Below are 19,216 nucleotides of genomic sequence, written 5' to 3' on the forward strand. Positions count from 1 at the left end.
ATACGCAGTATATTAAACTTTTAATAAAAAAATATTAATTTTTTGGGGCGGGCGGCGGTACGCCCACCCCCCCGCCCCGGAACTTTTTTATTCAGTCTTTCCATTCTGTCATTCTGAGCGCAGCGAAGAATCTCACTTCACCGTCTTGATCTTATTTGTCATTCCGTAGTAATCTAAGCTGGCTCATTTTGAGATTCTTCGCTGCGCTCAGAATGACAACGATATTTTGATATTGAAACCCGTCTATTCGGAAAATAAATCCTTATTTTTGCATAGTTACATGAAAGATTACTACTATTTTCTAGGGATTTCTCAGGATGCTTCAGAAGAAGACATCAAAAAAGCGTATCGAAAGCTTTCCTTAAAATATCATCCCGATAAAAATGAAAATGATGATTTTTTTGCTGACCGTTTCCGTGAAATTCAGGAAGCGTATGAGATTCTGAGCGATGCTGCCAAAAGAAGGACGTATGATCAGAATTTAGAGAATCATCAGAAAAGTTTCAGGTATAACATTCCGCCATCTATTAAGACATTTACTTCCAATAAAATTCATGCAAAAAAAGGAGAGGAGATCATCATCAACTGGCAGACCAGCAATGCGGATGTGGTGAAAGTGCTTCCTTCCGGGCTGGAAAAGCCTTATGGAGAAAGAGTTTTTAAAATTACGGAATTTAAAGATGGTAAATTCCAGCTTTTACTTCATGCCACCAATTCATTGCTGCATAAAACGGTTGTAAAGGGGATTACCATTACGGAAGTTTTTGAAAATGATGGCGAGAAATTCAGAAATGATGTGGAAGATCTGTTCAAATCACAGCCGAGAACTGCAACTAATCCACATGGCCAACCGAAAATTGTGAAAATTTTGATGGCAGTTATACTGTTAGCGTTGGCGCTGTATTTTTTGGTAAAAAACTTTAGCTAAGCCAGCTTTTTTCTTCCCGGGCATTTTTTGCATCTTTTTCCCGTTTTGAATTTCTTACAGCAAGACTTTTTTCCACAATACATCTCTTCATGAGAAGCAGAGTATGCAGGGGCTAATGGTGCTACTTTGAATGGAACAATCATATTCATGCTGCAAATATATTAATTTAGAATAAATATAATTAATAAATTTTCAAAAAATATCTGAAACCTGATAATCAGCATGTTTAATGATAGTTTTTATGGTTGAAAAAGACAGAATCTATCTTGAATTTAGCCCACAGAAAATGGTTTTAAACCCAAAAAGGGAAACAGTTATTTAATTTTTTCACCAATTTCCTGCCGATTTTCCTCTCTTGTGCAATCCCTTAAAAATTTGTAATTTTACCCATCTTTTTTACAAACAAAATCTAATATAAAAAATGAATACAGAACAGTTTGTGAACCGTCACATTTCCTTAAATAAAGCCGATAAACAGGCTATGTTGGAAAAAATTGGCGTTTCAAGTATTGAAGAGTTAATTTCTCAAACCATCCCATCCTCTATCCGTTTAGAAAAAGACCTTGACATCTCAGAACCTCTTTCAGAATACCAAATGCTGATCCGTTCAAAGGAATTGGCATCGAAGAATACGGAGTTTACGAGCTATATTGGGTTTGGGTATTACAATACACTTTTACCATCAGCTATTCAGAGAAACATCTTTGAAAATCCTAGCTGGTATACGGCATATACTCCTTATCAGGCAGAAATTGCACAGGGAAGATTAGAAGCTCTTCTTAATTTCCAGACTGTTGTATGTGATCTTACAGGTTTTGCACTGGCAAATGCTTCGTTACTGGATGAATCTACAGCTGCTGCAGAAGCGATGCACATGTTCTTTAACAACAGAACGAAAGATCAGAAAAAAGTGAATGCTAATAAGTTCTTTGTTTCCGATTTGGTTTTACCTCAAACTGTTTCTGTTTTAAAAACTAAAGCGGAAGGATTGGAAATCGAGATCGTGGTAGGTGATCACAAAACGCATGAGTTTGATGGTTCTTACTACGGAGTTCTATTACAGTATCCTGGTAAAAACGGTATCGTTCTGGATTACACAGAAAATATCGTAGATTATAAAAAACTTGATCTACAAGTTGTTGTAGCTTGTGATCCGATGGCGTTAGTGAAATTAAAATCACCGGCTACCATGGGAGCTGACTGTGCAGTAGGTACTACTCAGAGATTCGGTATTCCAATGGGATACGGAGGTCCTCACGCAGCATTTTTTGCTTGTAGAGAAGAGTATAAGAGAGACATCCCGGGAAGAATTATCGGGGTTTCTCAGGATATGTACGGAAGACGTGCATTGAGAATGGCTTTACAGACCAGAGAACAGCACATCAAGAGAGAAAGAGCGACTTCAAACATCTGTACAGCTCAGGTTCTTTTGGCGGTAATGGCAGGAATGTATGCCGTTTACCACGGCCCGAAAGGATTGAACTATATCGCAGATCAGATCCACTTTAAAGCCAACGCTTTGAACAATGGTCTTAAAGCTTTAGGGTACAACACGGTGGAAGAACCAATCTTCGATACAGTAAAAATTTTAATGACCGAAGATGAAAAAGGAAGATTGATGAGAATGATGAAAGATCATAAAATCAATCTGAATTACTTCACGGAAGGAGTGGTAAGCATTGCTATCAACGAAAGTACCACCCTTGAGAAGCTGAATTACTTGATGACTTCTTTTGCCCATTTCAAAGATAAGCAGGCTTTCAAATTAGAAATCAAAGAAGGATACAGCATTCCTGCGGATATCTTGAGAAAAGATGAAATCCTTACGGAAGAAGTATTCAACAAATACCATACGGAAACAGAATTGATGCGTTATATCAAGCGTCTGGAAAGAAAAGATTTGTCATTAACGCATTCTATGATCTCTTTGGGATCTTGTACGATGAAGCTTAATGCAGCAACCCAAATGTTACCGCTTTCTTGGGATAACTGGGGAAGTGTTCACCCTTTCGTACCGGTTGATCAGGCAGAAGGCTACCAGGAAATGATTCGTGAGCTTGAAAAAGACTTAGCGGAAATCACTGGTTTTGCAGGAACATCCCTTCAGCCTAACTCAGGAGCTCAGGGAGAATATGCAGGATTGATGGTGATCAGAGAATACCACAAATCAAAAGGTGAAGCTCACAGAAATGTAGTATTGATTCCTCAGTCTGCCCACGGAACCAATCCGGCTTCCGCGGCAATGGCAGGGATGAAAATTGTTGTGGTTAAAAATCTTGAGAACGGAGAAATTGATTTCGAAGACTTAAAAGCAAAAACAGAACAGCATTCTGAAAACTTATCTTGTGTAATGATCACGTATCCGTCTACCTACGGATTCTTCGATGCAAATATCAAAGAAATTACCAACCTGATCCACCAACACGGAGGACAGGTATATATGGACGGTGCCAACATGAATGCTCAGGTGGGATATACAAGTCCTGGAAACATTGGAGCAGACGTTTGTCACTTGAATCTTCACAAAACATTCGCCATTCCTCACGGAGGAGGAGGACCTGGAGTGGGGCCAATCTGTGTGGCTAAACATTTAGTTCCATTCCTTCCGACCAATGCGAACATCAGAATTGGTTCTAAAGAAGCTATTGAAGGGATTTCAGCTGCACCTTACGGTTCAGGATTGATCTTGAATATTTCTTACGCTTACATTAAAATGTTAGGAACTTCAGGCTTGAAAAAAGCTACTGAACATGCGATCTTAAATGCCAACTATTTAAAAGAAATATTAGCAGAGCATTTCCCAATCTTATATTCTAATGAGAACGGAAAAGTAGCTCACGAATGTATCGTAGATTTCAGACAGTTCAAGTCTTTAGGAATTGAAGTAGCTGATGTAGCGAAGAGATTAATGGATTATGGTTTCCATGCTCCAACAGTTTCTTTCCCAGTAGCCGGAACATTAATGATCGAGCCTACAGAATCTGAAAGCAAAGCAGAAATTGATCGTTTTGCAGAAGCTTTAATTTCTATTAAAAAAGAAATCGATGAAATTGCTAACGGAGAAGCAGATGCAACCAACAACGTATTGAAAAATGCCCCTCACACAGAGCAATTGGTGATCTCAGATTCTTGGGATAAGCCATACAGCAGAGAAAAAGCAGCGTATCCGCTAGAGTGGGTGAGAGACCACAAATTCTTTGCTTCTGTATCCAGAGTAGATGAAGCTTACGGAGACAGAAACTTAGTTTGTACTTGTGAGCCGATTGAAGCTTATATGTAATTAAAAGTTTTTAGATATAATAAATCCCTCTCAGTTTTGAGAGGGATTTTTGTTTTTATTAATGAGAAAAAGGTTTTTATATAGGTTTCCCAATTGCTTCAAACAACTTTCTTTCTTTCAATCATATTCATTATAATAAAAATAGCATATGTGATTAAGAAAACAGCAAATGGGATTTTAAAAGCTAAATAGTCAAACATTTTTATTGGAGCTTGCATTAATCTACTTATTATAGGAGATAACATTAATATTAAACTAATAATTGTTACTGAAATTTTATTCTTCCACTTTGTGAAATTTAATGTAATACCAATAACTCCAAGTATGGCAAACAATTGATCAATATTTCCAAAATCAAAAACAGTGAGAATTAACCATAAAATAAATGGAAGTCCAATCATTTGTCCCACAAGGATTATTGAAAAATAAGATATTATTGATGTTATTCGGATTAAGTTTTTCATGCAATAGTTTCATTCTTTGCTTCCAACTTTCTAATCAAATTCCCCTTCACCACCGTTAACGCATAATCCTTCGCCTCTGCAAAAGAAATCCCATATTGACGCTCAATATTCCTCATATCCTCTGGAAATTGAGACAACAAATTATCATAATACTGATCCAGAAACTCTTTGGAAGGCATTTCATAATTAATTTTCAATTGAAAACGTCTGATCAAAGCCGTATCAATAATTTCAGGATGATTGGTAGCACAAAGCAAAAGAGCATTTTCAGGATAATAATCGATCAGTTGAAGCAAAGTATTCACTAATCTTCTCATTTCGCCCACATCTTTATCGTCACTTCCTCTTGCTTTCCCGATTTGGTCCAGTTCGTCAAGGAAAAGCACAGATCTTTCACGGCCCGCTTTATCGAAGATCATTTTGATGTTCTGGGAGGTTTCTCCGATTCGGGAAGAAACAATATTGCTTAAATTAAGGATGATGATGCTTTTCCCTAAAGCACTCGCAATGGCTTTGGCGGTCATGGTCTTTCCACAACCTGAGCTACCCTGAAGAAGAACTTTATTGTTGACAGGAAGCCCGTATTCCTGAAGTTCTTTGATATAGGTATGTTCTTTAATGAGCTGTACAAACTGTTCCTTGTTGGCCGGATCTAGAAAAACATCATTCAGCGTTACCTCTTCTTTGTCCTGGATAATAAGATTGTACAGATTCATGATTCAAAAATTAATGATTGCAAAGATAAAATTTTCTGAAAAGTAAAAAGAAAAGCCGAACTTCAAGTTCGGCTAGACTAATATAATATTAAAATTTGTTACGTTTTTAATAAACGGTGTTTTTATGTTTTTGGGCCCTTTTACTCCCGATGAGTAAAAGAGCAGCAATCTGAGTATTCAGATTAAAAAACATAAACAATACAATTCAGTTCTGAAAATTTTAGTTAGTGTTTTCTCTTCTAACAGTTGCGAAATAAGAAGCGACTACTACTAAACATGTTGCAATTCCGATGTAAGTTACCATTTTGCTTAATTTTTAATTTATTTGTTTATTTTTGTTAATTTGATAATGCAAAGTTACGACTTTAAATTGATATTGCAAGTCTAAAATCATGATGTATATCAGTTGTTTATGGATGTTTGTGTTAAATTTAAGTAACTTTTAGTTTATATTTATTTAATATATTATTGTGAATTTATTGTTGGTTTAATTATGTTTTGTTTAAAAAATTAAAAAATTCACAAGCTTTTGAAGGCTTCTATAGTGAACCTGACAAAACAAAATAGAAAGAATGAGGTGCATAACAGTTGTGAAAAGAGCGTTTTTGAGACGTATAAATTTCAACACTAAGTGATTTCTTTGATAAGAAGTTCGTTTTTAAACGCTTTTAATCAGAATTTTATAGCTATATGAACAAAATCTTTAATAATGGATTTACTAATTTTGCCATAAAGAAGAAGCAAGTATGGGAAGAAGTTATATGTATCTGATGTTGGCTATTGTTTTTGAAATCATAGCCACTACTTTTCTGAAAAAATCCGAAGGGTTTACAAAGCTGGTGCCGTCTGTAGTTACAGTCATAGGGTATTCAGCCGCTTTTTATTGTCTAAGTCTTACACTTCGCCAGATTCCGGTAGGAATTACCTATGCAATTTGGTCCGGAGTGGGAATTGTCTGCATTACAATTATAGGAATCATTGCTTTTAAGCAGGTTCCGGACTGGCCTGCTGTTATGGGAATTGTTTTAATTATTATTGGGGTGATGGTTATTAACCTCTTTTCTAAAATGGGAACGCATTAGGATTAATACAGCTTCTGATCTTTCTCGCAATAAAAACTTCGTCTCTTACCAAGACCTGTATATTTTTTAATGAGCTTTTGCCCACATTTTGGGCAAGTTGTTTTAGTATGAGCCAGCCAGTGTTTTTTCAGGACGAATTCCCTTTTCCATTCCAAAAAATCGAAGCTGTAGTTTCTGGCTTCCTTAATTAGTTCTTTCAGTTTCTTTGAAGGTAAATTTCCAACCAGGCTTTCGGGCTGTACTCCGATTCTGAACAGTACTTCATTTTTTATGATATTCCCGATTCCTGAAAAAATATCCTGATCCAATAATGCATCACAAACCATCATCTGAGGTTTGGCTTTTAATTTCTTCTCTGCCTTTTGAGGGTTCCACAGATCACTTAAAACATCTGTTTCCCAATCAATTTGAGATAAATGCTTAAGAGCAAGGGCTTTTACGGAGCAGGTATAAAAATAAAAACTTCCGTTTTTGAATTTCAGGGCCAAACGAAGGCTTTGATCGGGTTTTGTCTGTTCATCCACACTATAAGAACCAAACATAAGCAGATGGATTCTTATACAGAATTCATCAAAAACCAGATAAGTCTGTTTTCCAAAAATTCGGATTTTAAGTAAGATCTTTCCTTGTAAAGGCTCCTTATCAAACTGGGCATTTCCGGAAGCATCAATGATTTTTTCACCTGTAAATTTTTGCAGACTTTCTTTCATCAATAGTATGGATGGACCTTCCGGCATAAAAAGAATTTAGGTAATCCAAAGCAAGAATGCTGCCATTGAAAAAGCAGGAAAAGGTCATTCATGCAAACTGTTGAACATCTCTACATATTTATCCTTGAACATTTTTTCTGCATTTTCAGGAAAACGGAATCCATCCGGACCTACATAAATTTGTTTTATCTGATCATTTTTTTCTATGGTTCGTACCTGGTTATATTTCGTTAGCCACGCATCAAAATGTTCAATGAGTTTTGTAGCTTCATCCAGCAAGTCCGGCGGCAGATAATGCCCGTTACTGATCAGTACATCCCGGATATGCTTATTGGAATGGTACATAATCTCATTTTCATAAAAAGGATCATATTTTTTTAGTTTGGAATAGGTATTCTTAAAGCCCAAAGAAGTACGGTTAAGATGAATGTAAACCTGTCCCAGTAACTCCACCGTGTTTTTTCTCCACTCAAAATGAGCGTTGTCTTTTTGGGAGAGTTTTTCAAATTCCCTTTTGATAAGAGCATTCTGTTTTTCGGTTCTTTTATGGAAGAAATAAACAATAACAGAGGTAATCAGAGTGGTGGTGATGGTGCTACCCAGTATTTGTTTTAATAATTCAGACATGGTTTTCGTTTTTTATTGAACTAAGTTAAGGTAAGAACAGTAAAGTTCTTCAAGGGTTTTTACGGATGCATACCGCTTTTAATACGGTCTTTTTTTGAAAAAAATAATGGATTTCTTTACTACAAATAAAATTTGAAGTAATTTTGAAAAATGATGAATTTAAACCGGATTTATACCAATCAGCGTACAGGAAACAACCCTCATACTAAAGCTTCAAGAACGGATTTTCAGAGAGATTTTGACAGGATCATCTTCTCGTCCGCATTTAGGAGGCTTCAGAATAAAACACAGGTTTTTCCACTTCCCGGAAGTGTTTTTGTCCATAACCGCTTAACGCATTCTCTGGAAGTTTCATCAGTGGGAAGAAGTTTGGGAAGCATCATAGGAGAGTTTGTTTTTGAAAGCTTTCAGAATGATCTTACGGAAGATTCAAAGAATTTTTATCTTCACAATCTTGGAAACGTCATTGCTGCTGCCTGTCTATGTCATGATGTCGGAAATCCGGCTTTTGGACATTCCGGAGAAGATGCCATTGCAAGCTATTTTGAAAAAAATGAAAAAGACCTGAAACCTAAATTTTCTGAGAAAGAATGGGCAGATCTGGTGAACTTTGAAGGAAATGCAAATGCAATCAGGGTTTTAACGCACCAGCAGCAGGGAAAAGATGAAGGCGGAGTTCAGCTTACAATGACCACATTGGCCAGTATTGCCAAATATCCGTGTGAAGCTATTGCCAAAAAAAAAGGAATCATTCACAGAAAGAAATTCGGGTTTTTCCAGAATGAAAAAGAGACATTTTTAGATATTGCCAAAGGAACCCAACTGATTTCTGAAAGTGAAGAGCCCCATATTTTCAAAAGACACCCGTTTGTCTGGCTGGTAGAAGCAGCAGACGATATTTGCTATAATATTATCGATATGGAAGATGCCCACAGACTGGGTATTGTATCCACCGCAGACTGCAAAAACCTGTTTTTTGAGTTGGTAAAATCTGAGACCGATGATGTAGACAGGGTGAAAAGAAAATTGGATTCTATCGGAAATGATAACGAAAAGATTTCTTATCTGAGAGCAAAAGTAATTAATGCTTTGATCAATAAATCCATTGCATTATACAAACAGTATTTCACCAAGATACTTGAAGGGAATTTAGATAAAGCATTACTGGATATATATAAATCCGAAAATAAAACATTACAGGATATCGAAAGCTTCTCCATTGAAAAGATCTATAACCATAAAGCTGTGGTTGAGATTGAGAATGCAGGGTATAATGTAATGTATGAGTTATTGGATCATTTTATCCCATCCATCCTGAAATCAAAAGAGGAAAGAAAATCTTATGATAAGATGGCCTTAAAACTTCTTCCTAAACAATTCGTCTATGAAGAGGGTACAGATTATCAGAGAGTATTGGGTGTTATTGACTTTGTTTCAGGGATGACAGATAACTATGCCACTGATCTTTACAGAAAAATAAAGGGAATTGATATAGGAATGACCGTTTAATATTGAAAATAATGTGGTATATTTATAACAAAACATAAGTTACTGCGACTTATTCAAAAAAATATTAAACTATGAATTTCCCTTTTTTATTAGCTCCGCTTATTTTTTTCGGCCTAATTATTCTTTTTGCCTCATTCTTTGTAGTGAAGCAGGAAACCGCTGCTATTATTGAACGTTTCGGAAAATTCCAGTCCGTAAGACATTCCGGGCTTCACCTCAAAATTCCGATCATCGATCAGATTGCCAAAAGATTAAATCTTAGAATTCAGCAGCTGGATGTGATGATCGATACAAAAACCTTGGATAACGTTTTCATTAAAATGAAGATTTCTGTTCAGTACCAGGTGATCAGAACCCAGGTCGGAGATGCTTATTACCGTTTGGAAAATCCGGAAAACCAAATTACGTCTTATGTTTTTGATGTGGTAAGAGCAGAAGTTCCTAAACTGAAGCTGGATGATGTCTTTGTGAAAAAAGACGATATTGCCATTGCCGTAAAAGGGGAATTGCAGGAAGCCATGCAAAGTTATGGATATGATATCATTAAAGCATTGGTAACGGATATTGACCCGGATGAGCAGGTAAAACATGCCATGAACAGGATCAATGCCGCTGAAAGAGAAAAAACTGCCGCAGAATATGAATCTGAAGCACAGAGAATCAGAATTGTTGCAGTGGCAAAAGCAGAAGCTGAATCTAAAAAATTACAAGGTCAGGGTATTGCAGATCAAAGGAGAGAGATTGCCAAAGGTCTTGAAGAATCTGTGAGAATGCTGAATAATGTAGATATCAATTCTCATGAAGCTTCTGCATTGATCGTTGTTACACAACACTATGATACCTTACATTCCGTAGGGGCCAGTAACAGAAGTAATCTTGTCCTGTTGCCGAATTCGCCAACAGCGGCAAGCAATATGTTGAATGACCTGGTTGTTGCCATGACAACGGCGAATACGGTGGGAGAAGTTACTAAAGGAAATTATCCGCCTCCAACAAAAGAACATGAACATTAAATAAAAACTCCCGGATTTCGGGAGTTTTTATTTATTTCTTGGTTTTGGAAACCTGCTTGATCAAAGTATACTTAATGGAGGAAGCGTCTGCCGGCGGATTGGCAATTTTTTCGGTTTTTACCTTTAAAACATATTCATATCCCGGCTCATAGGTGAAACCTTCAATATTGCTGTAGAAATTGGTCCAGTTATCTTCCTGCTTTTCTTTTACCTGAAGACATTTCATAGGAGCAACCCCTGTACAGTCTGCTGTTTCAGGACCTATAATAAATGTTTTTTCATCTCCGTTAGTCGCATGGGCAGAAGCCGTACATTGCGCAATTGTCAAAAAAAATAAGGCAAAGACAGACCCTTTTAAAAGTGTTTGGATACTTTTCATAATTCTGATTTTATCTCTTAGGCGGCAATTACCGTGCCGAACTCTACGTGAGCAAAATATACACTGTCGTTAATCTACTCTTGTTTTTTACTTTTTAATTAGCTAATTTAAACCCCTTAACTTTTTACCAAAACCACAAAGTAATATAATATGGAGAATCCGATGCCATTTGAAAATTACAGGATCCAGCAACCGGAAATATGGGCGGGAAGTATGGACGATGAACAGCTGAAAAGTAGAATAAAAGAATCTGACTTCTCAAACAGCCAGATGAAGGACGGAAGAGACTATTGCTATTTTCTTGATAAAATTTATCATACAAGCAATACGGAAAATAAGGAATATGTTTGTATGGCTTATACGCTTAATGAACCTTCCAATCTTGAAAGAGCTTCTGTAACGGATGTTGTTGTTGAAGAAAATGAAATATACAACATTCACAGAATCAGCGTTTTGAGAGATGGTATTTTAATTGATAAAATTCCCGATACCAAAATTAAGGTTTTAGATAATGAAAACCAGAGTAGCGGCGGAATTTTAAGCAGTACCAAGAAAATCAATATCACGATAAAAGATTTAAGGCTCTATGATATTCTGATTCTGGAAGATACCCGTGTGAAAACCTTTACAGACCGTGATTTTTTGAGAAAAGAGTTTTCTAAATATGTATGGGTAAGCCCTGATAATTATTGGGCTTACGGAAATTTCAGATTTACCTTTATCAATGAACGTAATGAAACGATTGCTTATAAGAAAACATTCTTCAGGGACGAACAGGGGAATGTTCTGGAGCCTGAGATCAGTTACCTGAGAAAAGGAGAACGGTTTGTTATTGATGAAGAAAATTACATCAATCCGGTAGATGCCAATCGTGAGATTTTTCCTTTTATAGATTTTGCTACCGAAAGTAACTGGAAAGATTTATCCAACTATATTGCTCCGATTTATGAAGAGATTTTCAATAAAGTCTCTTTAAAGGAGTTTGCTCCGAATCTCGTTGAAAAACTGGATGCCATTACAGATCCGGATGAGAAGCTTCAGTTTGCCATTGAATATGTTCAGAATCATATTTATTACATCTTCAATGCGGATGAAATGAACGGACATAAGCCACAGGAGCCGGCGGTCACTTATGAGAATAAACAGGGAGACTGTAAAGCCAAATCGGTTCTGCTAAAAGTGATCCTGGATTATATCGGGGTTGACTCTTCTATCGTTCTGGTAAATTTCCATACGGATTTTTATATTAAATATTACCTGCCTTCTTTATTGAGCTTCAACCACGTAATTGTGAAAATCAATCATAAAGGAGAAACATATTTTATTGATGCTACTGTCCGTGATGAATTCGGGCTGATTGAAAACAGAGGATTTATCTATTTCATGCATTATCTTGAAGTGAAGCGCAACCAGGACTTACAGGAAAGAAAAGCATATAAATTCCCTTATTACTGTATTGACGAGAAAGTGGAATTCCATGCTCAGGATAGCAAAGGGAACCTGAAATTAGTTACTACTTATAAAGGCAACCGGGCCAATGCGATGCGAAGGTATTTTAAAAACACGAATAAAAGGGAAGTGGTGGACAGTTGGAATAATTTTCTGTTCTACAGCCTGAATTATTCTAATGACAGAAATGGAACAGACGTAAGGAATATCTTTAAAGATGCTATTATTGATATTGTAAGCGATGATAAAAAGCTTAATGAATTTAAAATCCAGTACCAGGCAACCGTTGAAAATCCATATTACGTTGATGCGAAAAATAATCGTTTCCTGATGTATTTTGACCGTAATGTAGTGAAGGCAAGCGCAAGAGATTTCATGCACAAGGATTTGCCTTTCTGGCATAATTTCGACAGTGAAAAATACGAGATCCAGCTGTATACCGATCAGAAAATAGATACTGATGAAAAGTATACCGCTCAGGAAAGCACCATTAAAAATCCGTATTTTGAATACACCAGCCGTAAGAAGATCGCCAAAAACGGAGCAACTGTTTTTATAGATTATCAGCCTTTGGTGAATCTGGAAATTCCACCCTCTGAATTTGAAGATTTCCGGACCGCACATCACACGGTTGCAGACAGTAATTTCGGGTTAGGAATTGACATTATTGAACCGGGATTGATGAACCGGCTTAAGTTCAGCTTTAAGAAACGCTTTAATAATTAAGAATAATTTCGGGCGGGTGCTTTGCACCCGCCCGAAATTATTATAAGAACATATTGCCGGAAAATCTTTTGTGACTTATGCAGTTAAGGTTAATTTCCATAAAACTTCTGCTTTCCGATCATCAGTTCAAAAAACAGCCTGAAATCTGAAATTAGTGACCATAAAGGATATTTAAACGTTGCAGGTTTATTCTTTTCGATCAGAGCATGGCTGAACCAGGCAAATCCATATCCTACAATAGGAATATACCATAAAAACCGTTCTTTTCCTGAGCTGATGACGTACCCTATTACTACAAAAACGAGCAGGGTTCCTATAAAATGAAAAATTCTCGTTCCTGTTTTACGGTGTTCGGTAAGATAAAACTGATAAAATTCGTTGTATGTTTTTATTCTTTCAGACATGGTATGATTAGTTTAAAGTTTCTAAAAAGTTGAAAGCAATAATTCCGCCAATTTGGGTAAGAATGCTTAAAATAAAAAAGGCAAAAATGTATTTACATTTTTGCCTTTTTTATTTTGTATTTATTTTAAGCTTCTGAGTTTACTATTCTTATATCCGTAAAGGAAATAGATGACAAGGCCTACCAAAAGCCAGCAGAAGAACCAAGCCCAGTTGGAAGCCGTCATCCCGGTAAGAAGATAAAGACAGGAAACCAGACCTAACAAAGGAATTAATGAATAGTTTTTGATAAATGCCAAAATAGAAAGGACAAAACAAGCCACATAGAAAATGATAAGTGGAAGATTGGTCTCTATTTTTCCATCACTGAAATCAAATAGACTTTTAAAATAGCCAGGGAATAAATAATTGATTAATACTAATGAAAGAATGTATAATACAGGAAGTATAAATTTTGCATTGATATAGGGAACTCTGAATTTCCCTCTGGTAGGTTCATCAGACTCTTCTTTTTTGCTTGTTAATACCAAAACACCACCACAAACAAGCACAAAGGCAAATAAAGTCCCGATACTGGTGAAATCTAACACAAGCTTCTCATCAGTGAAAAATATAGGTAATCCTACAACCAACCCTGTAATAATGGTAGCAAAGCTTGGCGTTTTGTATTTCGGGTGAATTTCCGCAAATTTTTTAGGCATTAAACCGTCACGGCTCATCGTCATCCAGATTCTCGGCTGTCCCATCTGGAAAACCAGAAGAACACTCGTCATAGCCACAACAGCCGCAATAGAAACAATGAAAAGCATCCATTTTACCCCTTTGATGGCAAAAATTTCTGCAAGAGGATCACTTACACCTAAAAGTGTATAGGAAACCATTCCTGTTAAAACCAAAGCCATGATAATATAAATAACAGTACATATTATTAATGAATAGATCATTCCTTTAGGGAGATCTTTTTGTGGGTTTTTGCTCTCTTCTGCGAGAGTAGAGACGGCATCAAATCCTATGTAGGCATAAAAAACAGCAGAAACTCCAGCCATAACCCCTCCAAAACCGTTGGGCATAAAAGGAGTCCAGTTATCAATATCCACATAAAAGCAACCCACGATGATGACCAAGGCAATGATGGCAAGCTTGATAATAACCATAGCATTGCTAAGGTTTTTAGATTCTTTGGCTCCTCTGTAAACCAAATAGGTAATAATGACATTAATTAAAAAAGCAGGCAGGTCAAAAACCAATTTCAGGTTTCCAATCATAGGTGCGGTGGCCCAGGCTTTATATCCTTCACTGTTTACATCGGGATTTTGAGATGTAAATACAGTATGGGCTTCATGATAATTGATTGTCATCCATTCCGGTAAATGGATTCCGAATGTTCCGAGAAGATTGGTGAAATATCCGCTCCACGAAAAAGCTATATAAATATTTCCTATGGAATATTCCATGATAAGAGCCCAACCGATGATCCATGCAAAAAGCTCCCCGAAAGAAACATAAGCATAGGTATAAGCACTTCCGGAAACAGGAACACGGGATGCGAATTCTGCATAGCAAAGAGCTGTAAATCCACATGCTATCGCACAAATCACATACAGCAGAACAACACCGGGGCCACCTTGGAAACAGGCATTACCAATAGCGCTGAAAGTTCCGCCGCCAATCACGGCTGCTATTCCGAAAAAAGTTAAATCTCTTACATTAAGCACTTTGCTGAGTCCTCCATGGTCTTCTCCATCGCCACCTTGTTGTAATATAGTTGAAATTGACTTTTTCCTGAAAATATTTGAAGACATTCGTTCGTTTTTTTGTTAATCTTTTTTAATACTTAAACACTATTAGTAAAAAACAAATGTAATGATTTAATTAAAAAAATGTTAACTAATTCATAAAATTTAGAAATAACGGAGCAGAATCCCCGTCAAAGCTTGTTTAAACAATAAGTTTTCAATACTTTCGTTGATATAATAGACTAATTTTTTTATTCAAAAGAATGAAATCAAAAAAAATACTTTTGGCTGCTGCTGTTTTTTATTACGGAATTTCCGAGGCTCAGCAGTCCCAATACTTCGCCCAGAAGGAAAAATACAGATTCAGTTTAGCCGAAAACCTTTATCAGACCAAAATATACAACGCTTCTCAATACGAATATGCAAGGCAGTATTTTTACAATCAGCACTTGTCTCAATCGAAAAAGGAAGCCGCGCAGTTTTTTGATAATGTAATAGGAGTGATCCTTCAGAAAAATCATGCTGAAGAAGGATTGGCCGCCTTTATGAAGGAGTACCCGAATTCTGCTTATTTTGCCCAGGCCCATATGCCCCTGGCAGATTATTACCTGGCTAAAAAGGATTTTGAAAAAGCGCTGGAAACTTTAAAGAAAGTAAACCAATATCAGCTTTCCAAAGAAGAAAACACCCAATATATTCTGAAGCTGGGATATGCTAAATTTATGATGGGGGATTCCAAAGGAGCCACAGATGCGTTGGAGGAAGCTTACAAAACAGCCGACGAATCTCAGAAAGGGGATATTGCCTATATGTTAGGACATTTATATTATACGAACAGGCAAAACGATAAAGCGTTCCAGTATTTTGATTCTGTTAAAGATCAGGAGAAATATTCAAAGTTGGTACGTCCGTATTACGTACAGATGTATTATAATGATAAGGATTATGATAGAGCCATTTCTGAAGGAAATGCTTTGTTGAATGAAGATATTTCTGATTCTTATAAAGCGGAAGTCCATAAGATCATTGGTGAAAGCTACTTTATGAAAAAAGATTATGCTTCAGCATATCCTCATTTGAAAGATTATCTGAGTGTTCAGCAAAATCCTTCTGAAAATGATCTTTATGAAATGGGATTTGTAGCTGCTCAGCTTAAGAAATATGACGAGGCGGTTTCCTATTATAACCAATTGATTAACAGTAATTCAGCATTAGCGCAAAATGCATACTATCAATTAGGAAATGCTTATCTGGCTGTTGATAAAAAACAGGAAGCTCTTTCAGCGTTTCGCTCGTCGTACCAGATGGATTATGATGCCAAAGTGAAGAAGTTGGCTCATGAACAATACGCAAAATTGAGTTATGACATCGGTAACCCGTTTGAAAGTGCTTCAACGGTTCTTCAGAATTATATCAACGAGAATCAAAATGACCCGAATACTCCTGAAATGAGATCATTGTTGGTGAAATCATACCTGTATTCAGGAAATTATAAAGAAACCCTGAATGCAATCGATAAGCTTCAGGATTCTTCGCCGGATATTGATAAGGTGGATCAGGAAGTGTCATATTTACTAGGGACGGAAGAATTCAACAAAGGGAATTATGATGAAGCCGAGAAATATTTCCTAAGAAGTTTAGAATTTGATATTAATAAAGAATTTAACAGCAGAGCTTTATACTGGCTGGGTCAGGTATATTATCAGAAAGGAAATTATCCTTCTGCTATTGTACGTTATGAAAAGCTTCTCAATGAGAACTTTCCTGAAAAGCAACAATTGCCTTATGATTTGGGGTATGCGTACTTCAAATCTAAAAAGTTTGATCAGGCTGAAAAATACTTCAGACAATATTTAGCTAATCCTAAACCTGAATTTAAAAATGATGCGGAGCTTCGTTTAGCAGATATTCATTATGCCAATAATGACCTGAATGAAGCGATTGCTATTTATGATAAGAATGAAGATGCAACGGATTATACCTTATACCAAAAAGCAATGGCTTTAGGCTTTAAAGGAGATACCCAGGCGAAGATCAACAGCTTGAAAACATTATTGTCCAAATATCCGGATTCGGAATATTATGATGATGCCCAATATGAAATGGGAACCGCTTATGCGGCGCAGGATGATTTTGCTAATTCGAATGATTCTTTTGCCAAAGTTATTAAATCTTCAGCCGACAAAGATCTGATCGCCAACGCTTCTATTTATAGAGCACAGAATTATATTGATATGAACCAGAGTGATAAAGCACTTTCTGAGCTGACATCATTAGGTGAACAATATAAGAACACCCCGTACGCAGAGAAAATTGTTCAGGCTGCGAAACCGATCTTCACGAAAAACGGTGATGTAGCCGGATATGAAAGTTTTGCCAGAAACATTGGTGTGAATGTAGATGCTGCTGAAATTGATGAAATCAACCTTTCTACAGGAAAACAATATTTTGCGAAGAAAGATTATAAGAGTGCAATTTCTTATTACGAAAAGTATTTGACGCAAAATCCGACAGGAGAGGGGCTTTACCAGGCTAAGTATGAGTTAGGGGAAAGCTATTATCAAACCAACAATGCAACCAAAGCATTATTGGTATTGCAGGAAGTAGCCAATGTTCAGAATGATTATCAGGATGATGCACAAACCCGTATCGCACAGATATATGTAGCGCAGGGCAATAGTGCGGAAGCTAAAAAATACCTGGAAAATATCAGAAATTCTTCTAATGTAAGCATCAGAAACTATGCGAATGTAGAGCTGATGAAGATGTATGCGGAAGAGAAAAATTTCTCTGAAGCTGAAAAATTAGCAGATGCGGTTATTGCCAACAATAAAAACTCCGCCGCAGTCATTGAAACGGCGAAAGTGATCAAAGCAAGAAGCCTGATGAATTCCGGAAAAGATAAAGATGCCCAAACAGCTTACGCTTCCCTGGAAAAATCTTCCAATACGGAAGTAGCAGCAGAAGCTTTATATGCAAAAGCCTATTATCAAAATAAAGGGAAAGCATTCAAATCTTCTAACGAAACCATCTTTAAACTGGCCAATAACTATGCTTCGGAAGAATATTGGGGTGCGAAAGCATTGGTATTAATGGCTAAAAACTATATCGGATTAAAAGATAATTATCAGGCAAGTTATACCTGTGACCAGATTATCGCCAATTACCAGGATTTCCCGGAAATTGTTGCAGAGGCTAAAGAAGTGAAGAAACAAATTAAAAAGTAAATGTACTGTCGTATTCCTGTAAAAAGTATTCATGAAAATTCTCATTAATACATTTTACTTTAATACATAAATACAAAAAATAATGAACAGAAGAATTCAATTATTATCCATACTATTTTTAGGAGCTTCGTCATTGGCGTTCTCCCAGATCAAGGAAGAAAAACTGATTCTTAATAAAAAAAGAGAACCGGAAGTTAAAAAGATCGAAAAGAAAAAGACTTCTGTGGAGACCATTAAGAATTATCCGCCGGAAGAAAAATCTCAGAATCCTGTAAGATATAATATCACCGATGTACCTGCAGTTTCCGATTTCAAAACATCCACGATTCAGGGGGAAGATGTGACTCCGAAATTTGATGCAACGGCCCAAAACAACTATTTCCAGTTCGGAATGGGGAATTACGGGAAAATCCTTGCAGATGCTAACATTTCTACGACGTTGGAAAATAAGCTTGAAGTAGGAGCGGATGTTCACGTACTTTCTACAAACGGTTTAAAAAAGGATTATGCATGGGATTCCAAACAAAATTCTGCAACATTGGGTGCATTTTTAAATGCGTATGGAGAAAAAGGGAAATTCAATGCCAATGCAGAATATGGGTTAAATAATTATAACTATTACGGAATTTATGCCTTAGAACCAGCTTCTGATGTTGATTTGAAACAAAAGGTCAATCAGTTTAAAGTAAACGGATACTATGATTTTTATTCTAACGAAATTTTAAATGACGTAAGGGTAAAATCTTCATTTCTGAAAGATCATTTTGACGCTCAGGAAAATCAGGCTTCCATTTTAGCCAATTTTTCAAAGCACGCTGTTGAAATAGGGAAATCAGATGTGGTTTTAAATGCAGATTTGGGAGTTGGATTAGAAACCGTGAAAACAGATTTTGCCATCAGAGACAGGAATTCTGCTAATTTTTTCAATACAAGCTTATCTCCGAAAGTTACTTTTGCGAAAGGAGAAA

14 protein-coding genes and 1 pseudogene are annotated in these 19,216 nt (G+C 36.5%); 8 read left to right on the forward strand and 7 right to left on the reverse strand.

The window, feature by feature from the left end; translation table 11 throughout:
- Positions 1–280: 280 nt before the first annotated feature.
- Both ACGHIN_RS13785 and gcvP read left to right on the forward strand, forming a co-directional pair.
- Complete coding sequence (locus ACGHIN_RS13785) at positions 281–928, forward strand: J domain-containing protein (protein WP_390454596.1); 648 nt, start codon at positions 281–283, stop codon at positions 926–928.
- Positions 929–1,349: 421 nt separating this feature from the next.
- Positions 1,350–4,208, forward strand: coding sequence for an aminomethyl-transferring glycine dehydrogenase (gene gcvP, locus ACGHIN_RS13790; RefSeq protein WP_390454599.1), 2,859 nt, complete (start codon positions 1,350–1,352; stop codon positions 4,206–4,208).
- Positions 4,209–4,306: 98 nt separating this feature from the next.
- Here the strand turns inward: gcvP and ACGHIN_RS13795 are convergent, their stop codons facing one another.
- Positions 4,307–4,672: a hypothetical protein gene (locus ACGHIN_RS13795; RefSeq protein ID WP_390454602.1), complete on the reverse strand. Its 366-nt coding sequence runs from the start codon at positions 4,670–4,672 to the stop codon at positions 4,307–4,309.
- Entirely contained in the window at positions 4,669–5,388 is a 720-nt protein-coding gene (locus ACGHIN_RS13800; RefSeq protein ID WP_390454605.1) for an AAA family ATPase, read from the reverse strand. The genes ACGHIN_RS13795 and ACGHIN_RS13800 overlap by 4 nt, the downstream gene beginning before the upstream one ends.
- A gap of 746 nt (positions 5,389–6,134) precedes the next feature.
- On the opposite strand from ACGHIN_RS13800, the gene ACGHIN_RS13805 reads away from it, so the two are divergent.
- The gene (locus ACGHIN_RS13805) at positions 6,135–6,470 is read left to right on the forward strand and encodes a DMT family transporter (RefSeq protein WP_390454608.1); all 336 of its coding nucleotides are present in this window, start codon (positions 6,135–6,137) and stop codon (positions 6,468–6,470) included.
- Positions 6,471–6,472: 2 nt separating this feature from the next.
- Here ACGHIN_RS13805 and ACGHIN_RS13810 read toward each other — a convergent pair whose 3' ends face one another.
- Together ACGHIN_RS13810 and ACGHIN_RS13815 are read right to left on the reverse strand one after the other, a co-directional pair.
- On the reverse strand, positions 6,473–7,207 hold the full coding sequence (locus ACGHIN_RS13810; RefSeq protein ID WP_390454610.1) for a DNA-formamidopyrimidine glycosylase family protein: 735 nt from the start codon (positions 7,205–7,207) through the stop codon (positions 6,473–6,475).
- Positions 7,208–7,264: 57 nt separating this feature from the next.
- Positions 7,265–7,807, reverse strand: coding sequence for a hypothetical protein (locus ACGHIN_RS13815; protein WP_390454613.1), 543 nt, complete (start codon positions 7,805–7,807; stop codon positions 7,265–7,267).
- Between the two features lie 153 nt (positions 7,808–7,960).
- On the opposite strand from ACGHIN_RS13815, the gene ACGHIN_RS13820 reads away from it, so the two are divergent.
- A complete protein-coding gene (locus tag ACGHIN_RS13820) occupies positions 7,961–9,316 on the forward strand; it encodes a deoxyguanosinetriphosphate triphosphohydrolase (RefSeq protein WP_390454630.1) in 1,356 nt (451 codons plus the stop codon).
- A gap of 71 nt (positions 9,317–9,387) precedes the next feature.
- Complete coding sequence (locus ACGHIN_RS13825) at positions 9,388–10,329, forward strand: SPFH domain-containing protein (RefSeq protein WP_123261773.1); 942 nt, start codon at positions 9,388–9,390, stop codon at positions 10,327–10,329.
- 31 nt (positions 10,330–10,360) lie between these two features.
- Here the strand turns inward: ACGHIN_RS13825 and ACGHIN_RS13830 are convergent, their stop codons facing one another.
- The gene (locus ACGHIN_RS13830; RefSeq protein WP_390454616.1) at positions 10,361–10,708 is read right to left on the reverse strand and encodes a DUF4377 domain-containing protein; all 348 of its coding nucleotides are present in this window, start codon (positions 10,706–10,708) and stop codon (positions 10,361–10,363) included.
- A 150-nt stretch (positions 10,709–10,858) separates the two neighbouring features.
- On the opposite strand from ACGHIN_RS13830, the gene ACGHIN_RS13835 reads away from it, so the two are divergent.
- The gene (locus tag ACGHIN_RS13835; RefSeq protein ID WP_390454618.1) at positions 10,859–12,883 is read left to right on the forward strand and encodes a DUF3857 domain-containing protein; all 2,025 of its coding nucleotides are present in this window, start codon (positions 10,859–10,861) and stop codon (positions 12,881–12,883) included.
- Between the two features lie 89 nt (positions 12,884–12,972).
- Here ACGHIN_RS13835 and ACGHIN_RS13840 read toward each other — a convergent pair whose 3' ends face one another.
- Both ACGHIN_RS13840 and ACGHIN_RS13845 read right to left on the reverse strand, forming a co-directional pair.
- Positions 12,973–13,287 (reverse strand): Mpo1-like protein, encoded by a 315-nt coding sequence (locus tag ACGHIN_RS13840; protein WP_390454621.1) that lies wholly within the window; start codon positions 13,285–13,287, stop codon positions 12,973–12,975.
- A gap of 120 nt (positions 13,288–13,407) precedes the next feature.
- Entirely contained in the window at positions 13,408–15,087 is a 1,680-nt protein-coding gene (locus ACGHIN_RS13845; RefSeq protein ID WP_390454624.1) for an amino acid permease, read from the reverse strand.
- Between the two features lie 197 nt (positions 15,088–15,284).
- Between ACGHIN_RS13845 and ACGHIN_RS13850 the strand changes: the two genes are divergently transcribed.
- Entirely contained in the window at positions 15,285–18,248 is a 2,964-nt protein-coding gene (locus tag ACGHIN_RS13850) for a tetratricopeptide repeat protein (RefSeq protein WP_390454627.1), read from the forward strand.
- 82 nt (positions 18,249–18,330) lie between these two features.
- Positions 18,331–19,216 (forward strand): annotated as a pseudogene (locus tag ACGHIN_RS13855) (TonB-dependent receptor); the annotation flags it as partial.

Origin of the sequence: Chryseobacterium barbadense (genome assembly GCF_042849955.1) — a bacterium.
Classification (GTDB): domain Bacteria; phylum Bacteroidota; class Bacteroidia; order Flavobacteriales; family Weeksellaceae; genus Chryseobacterium.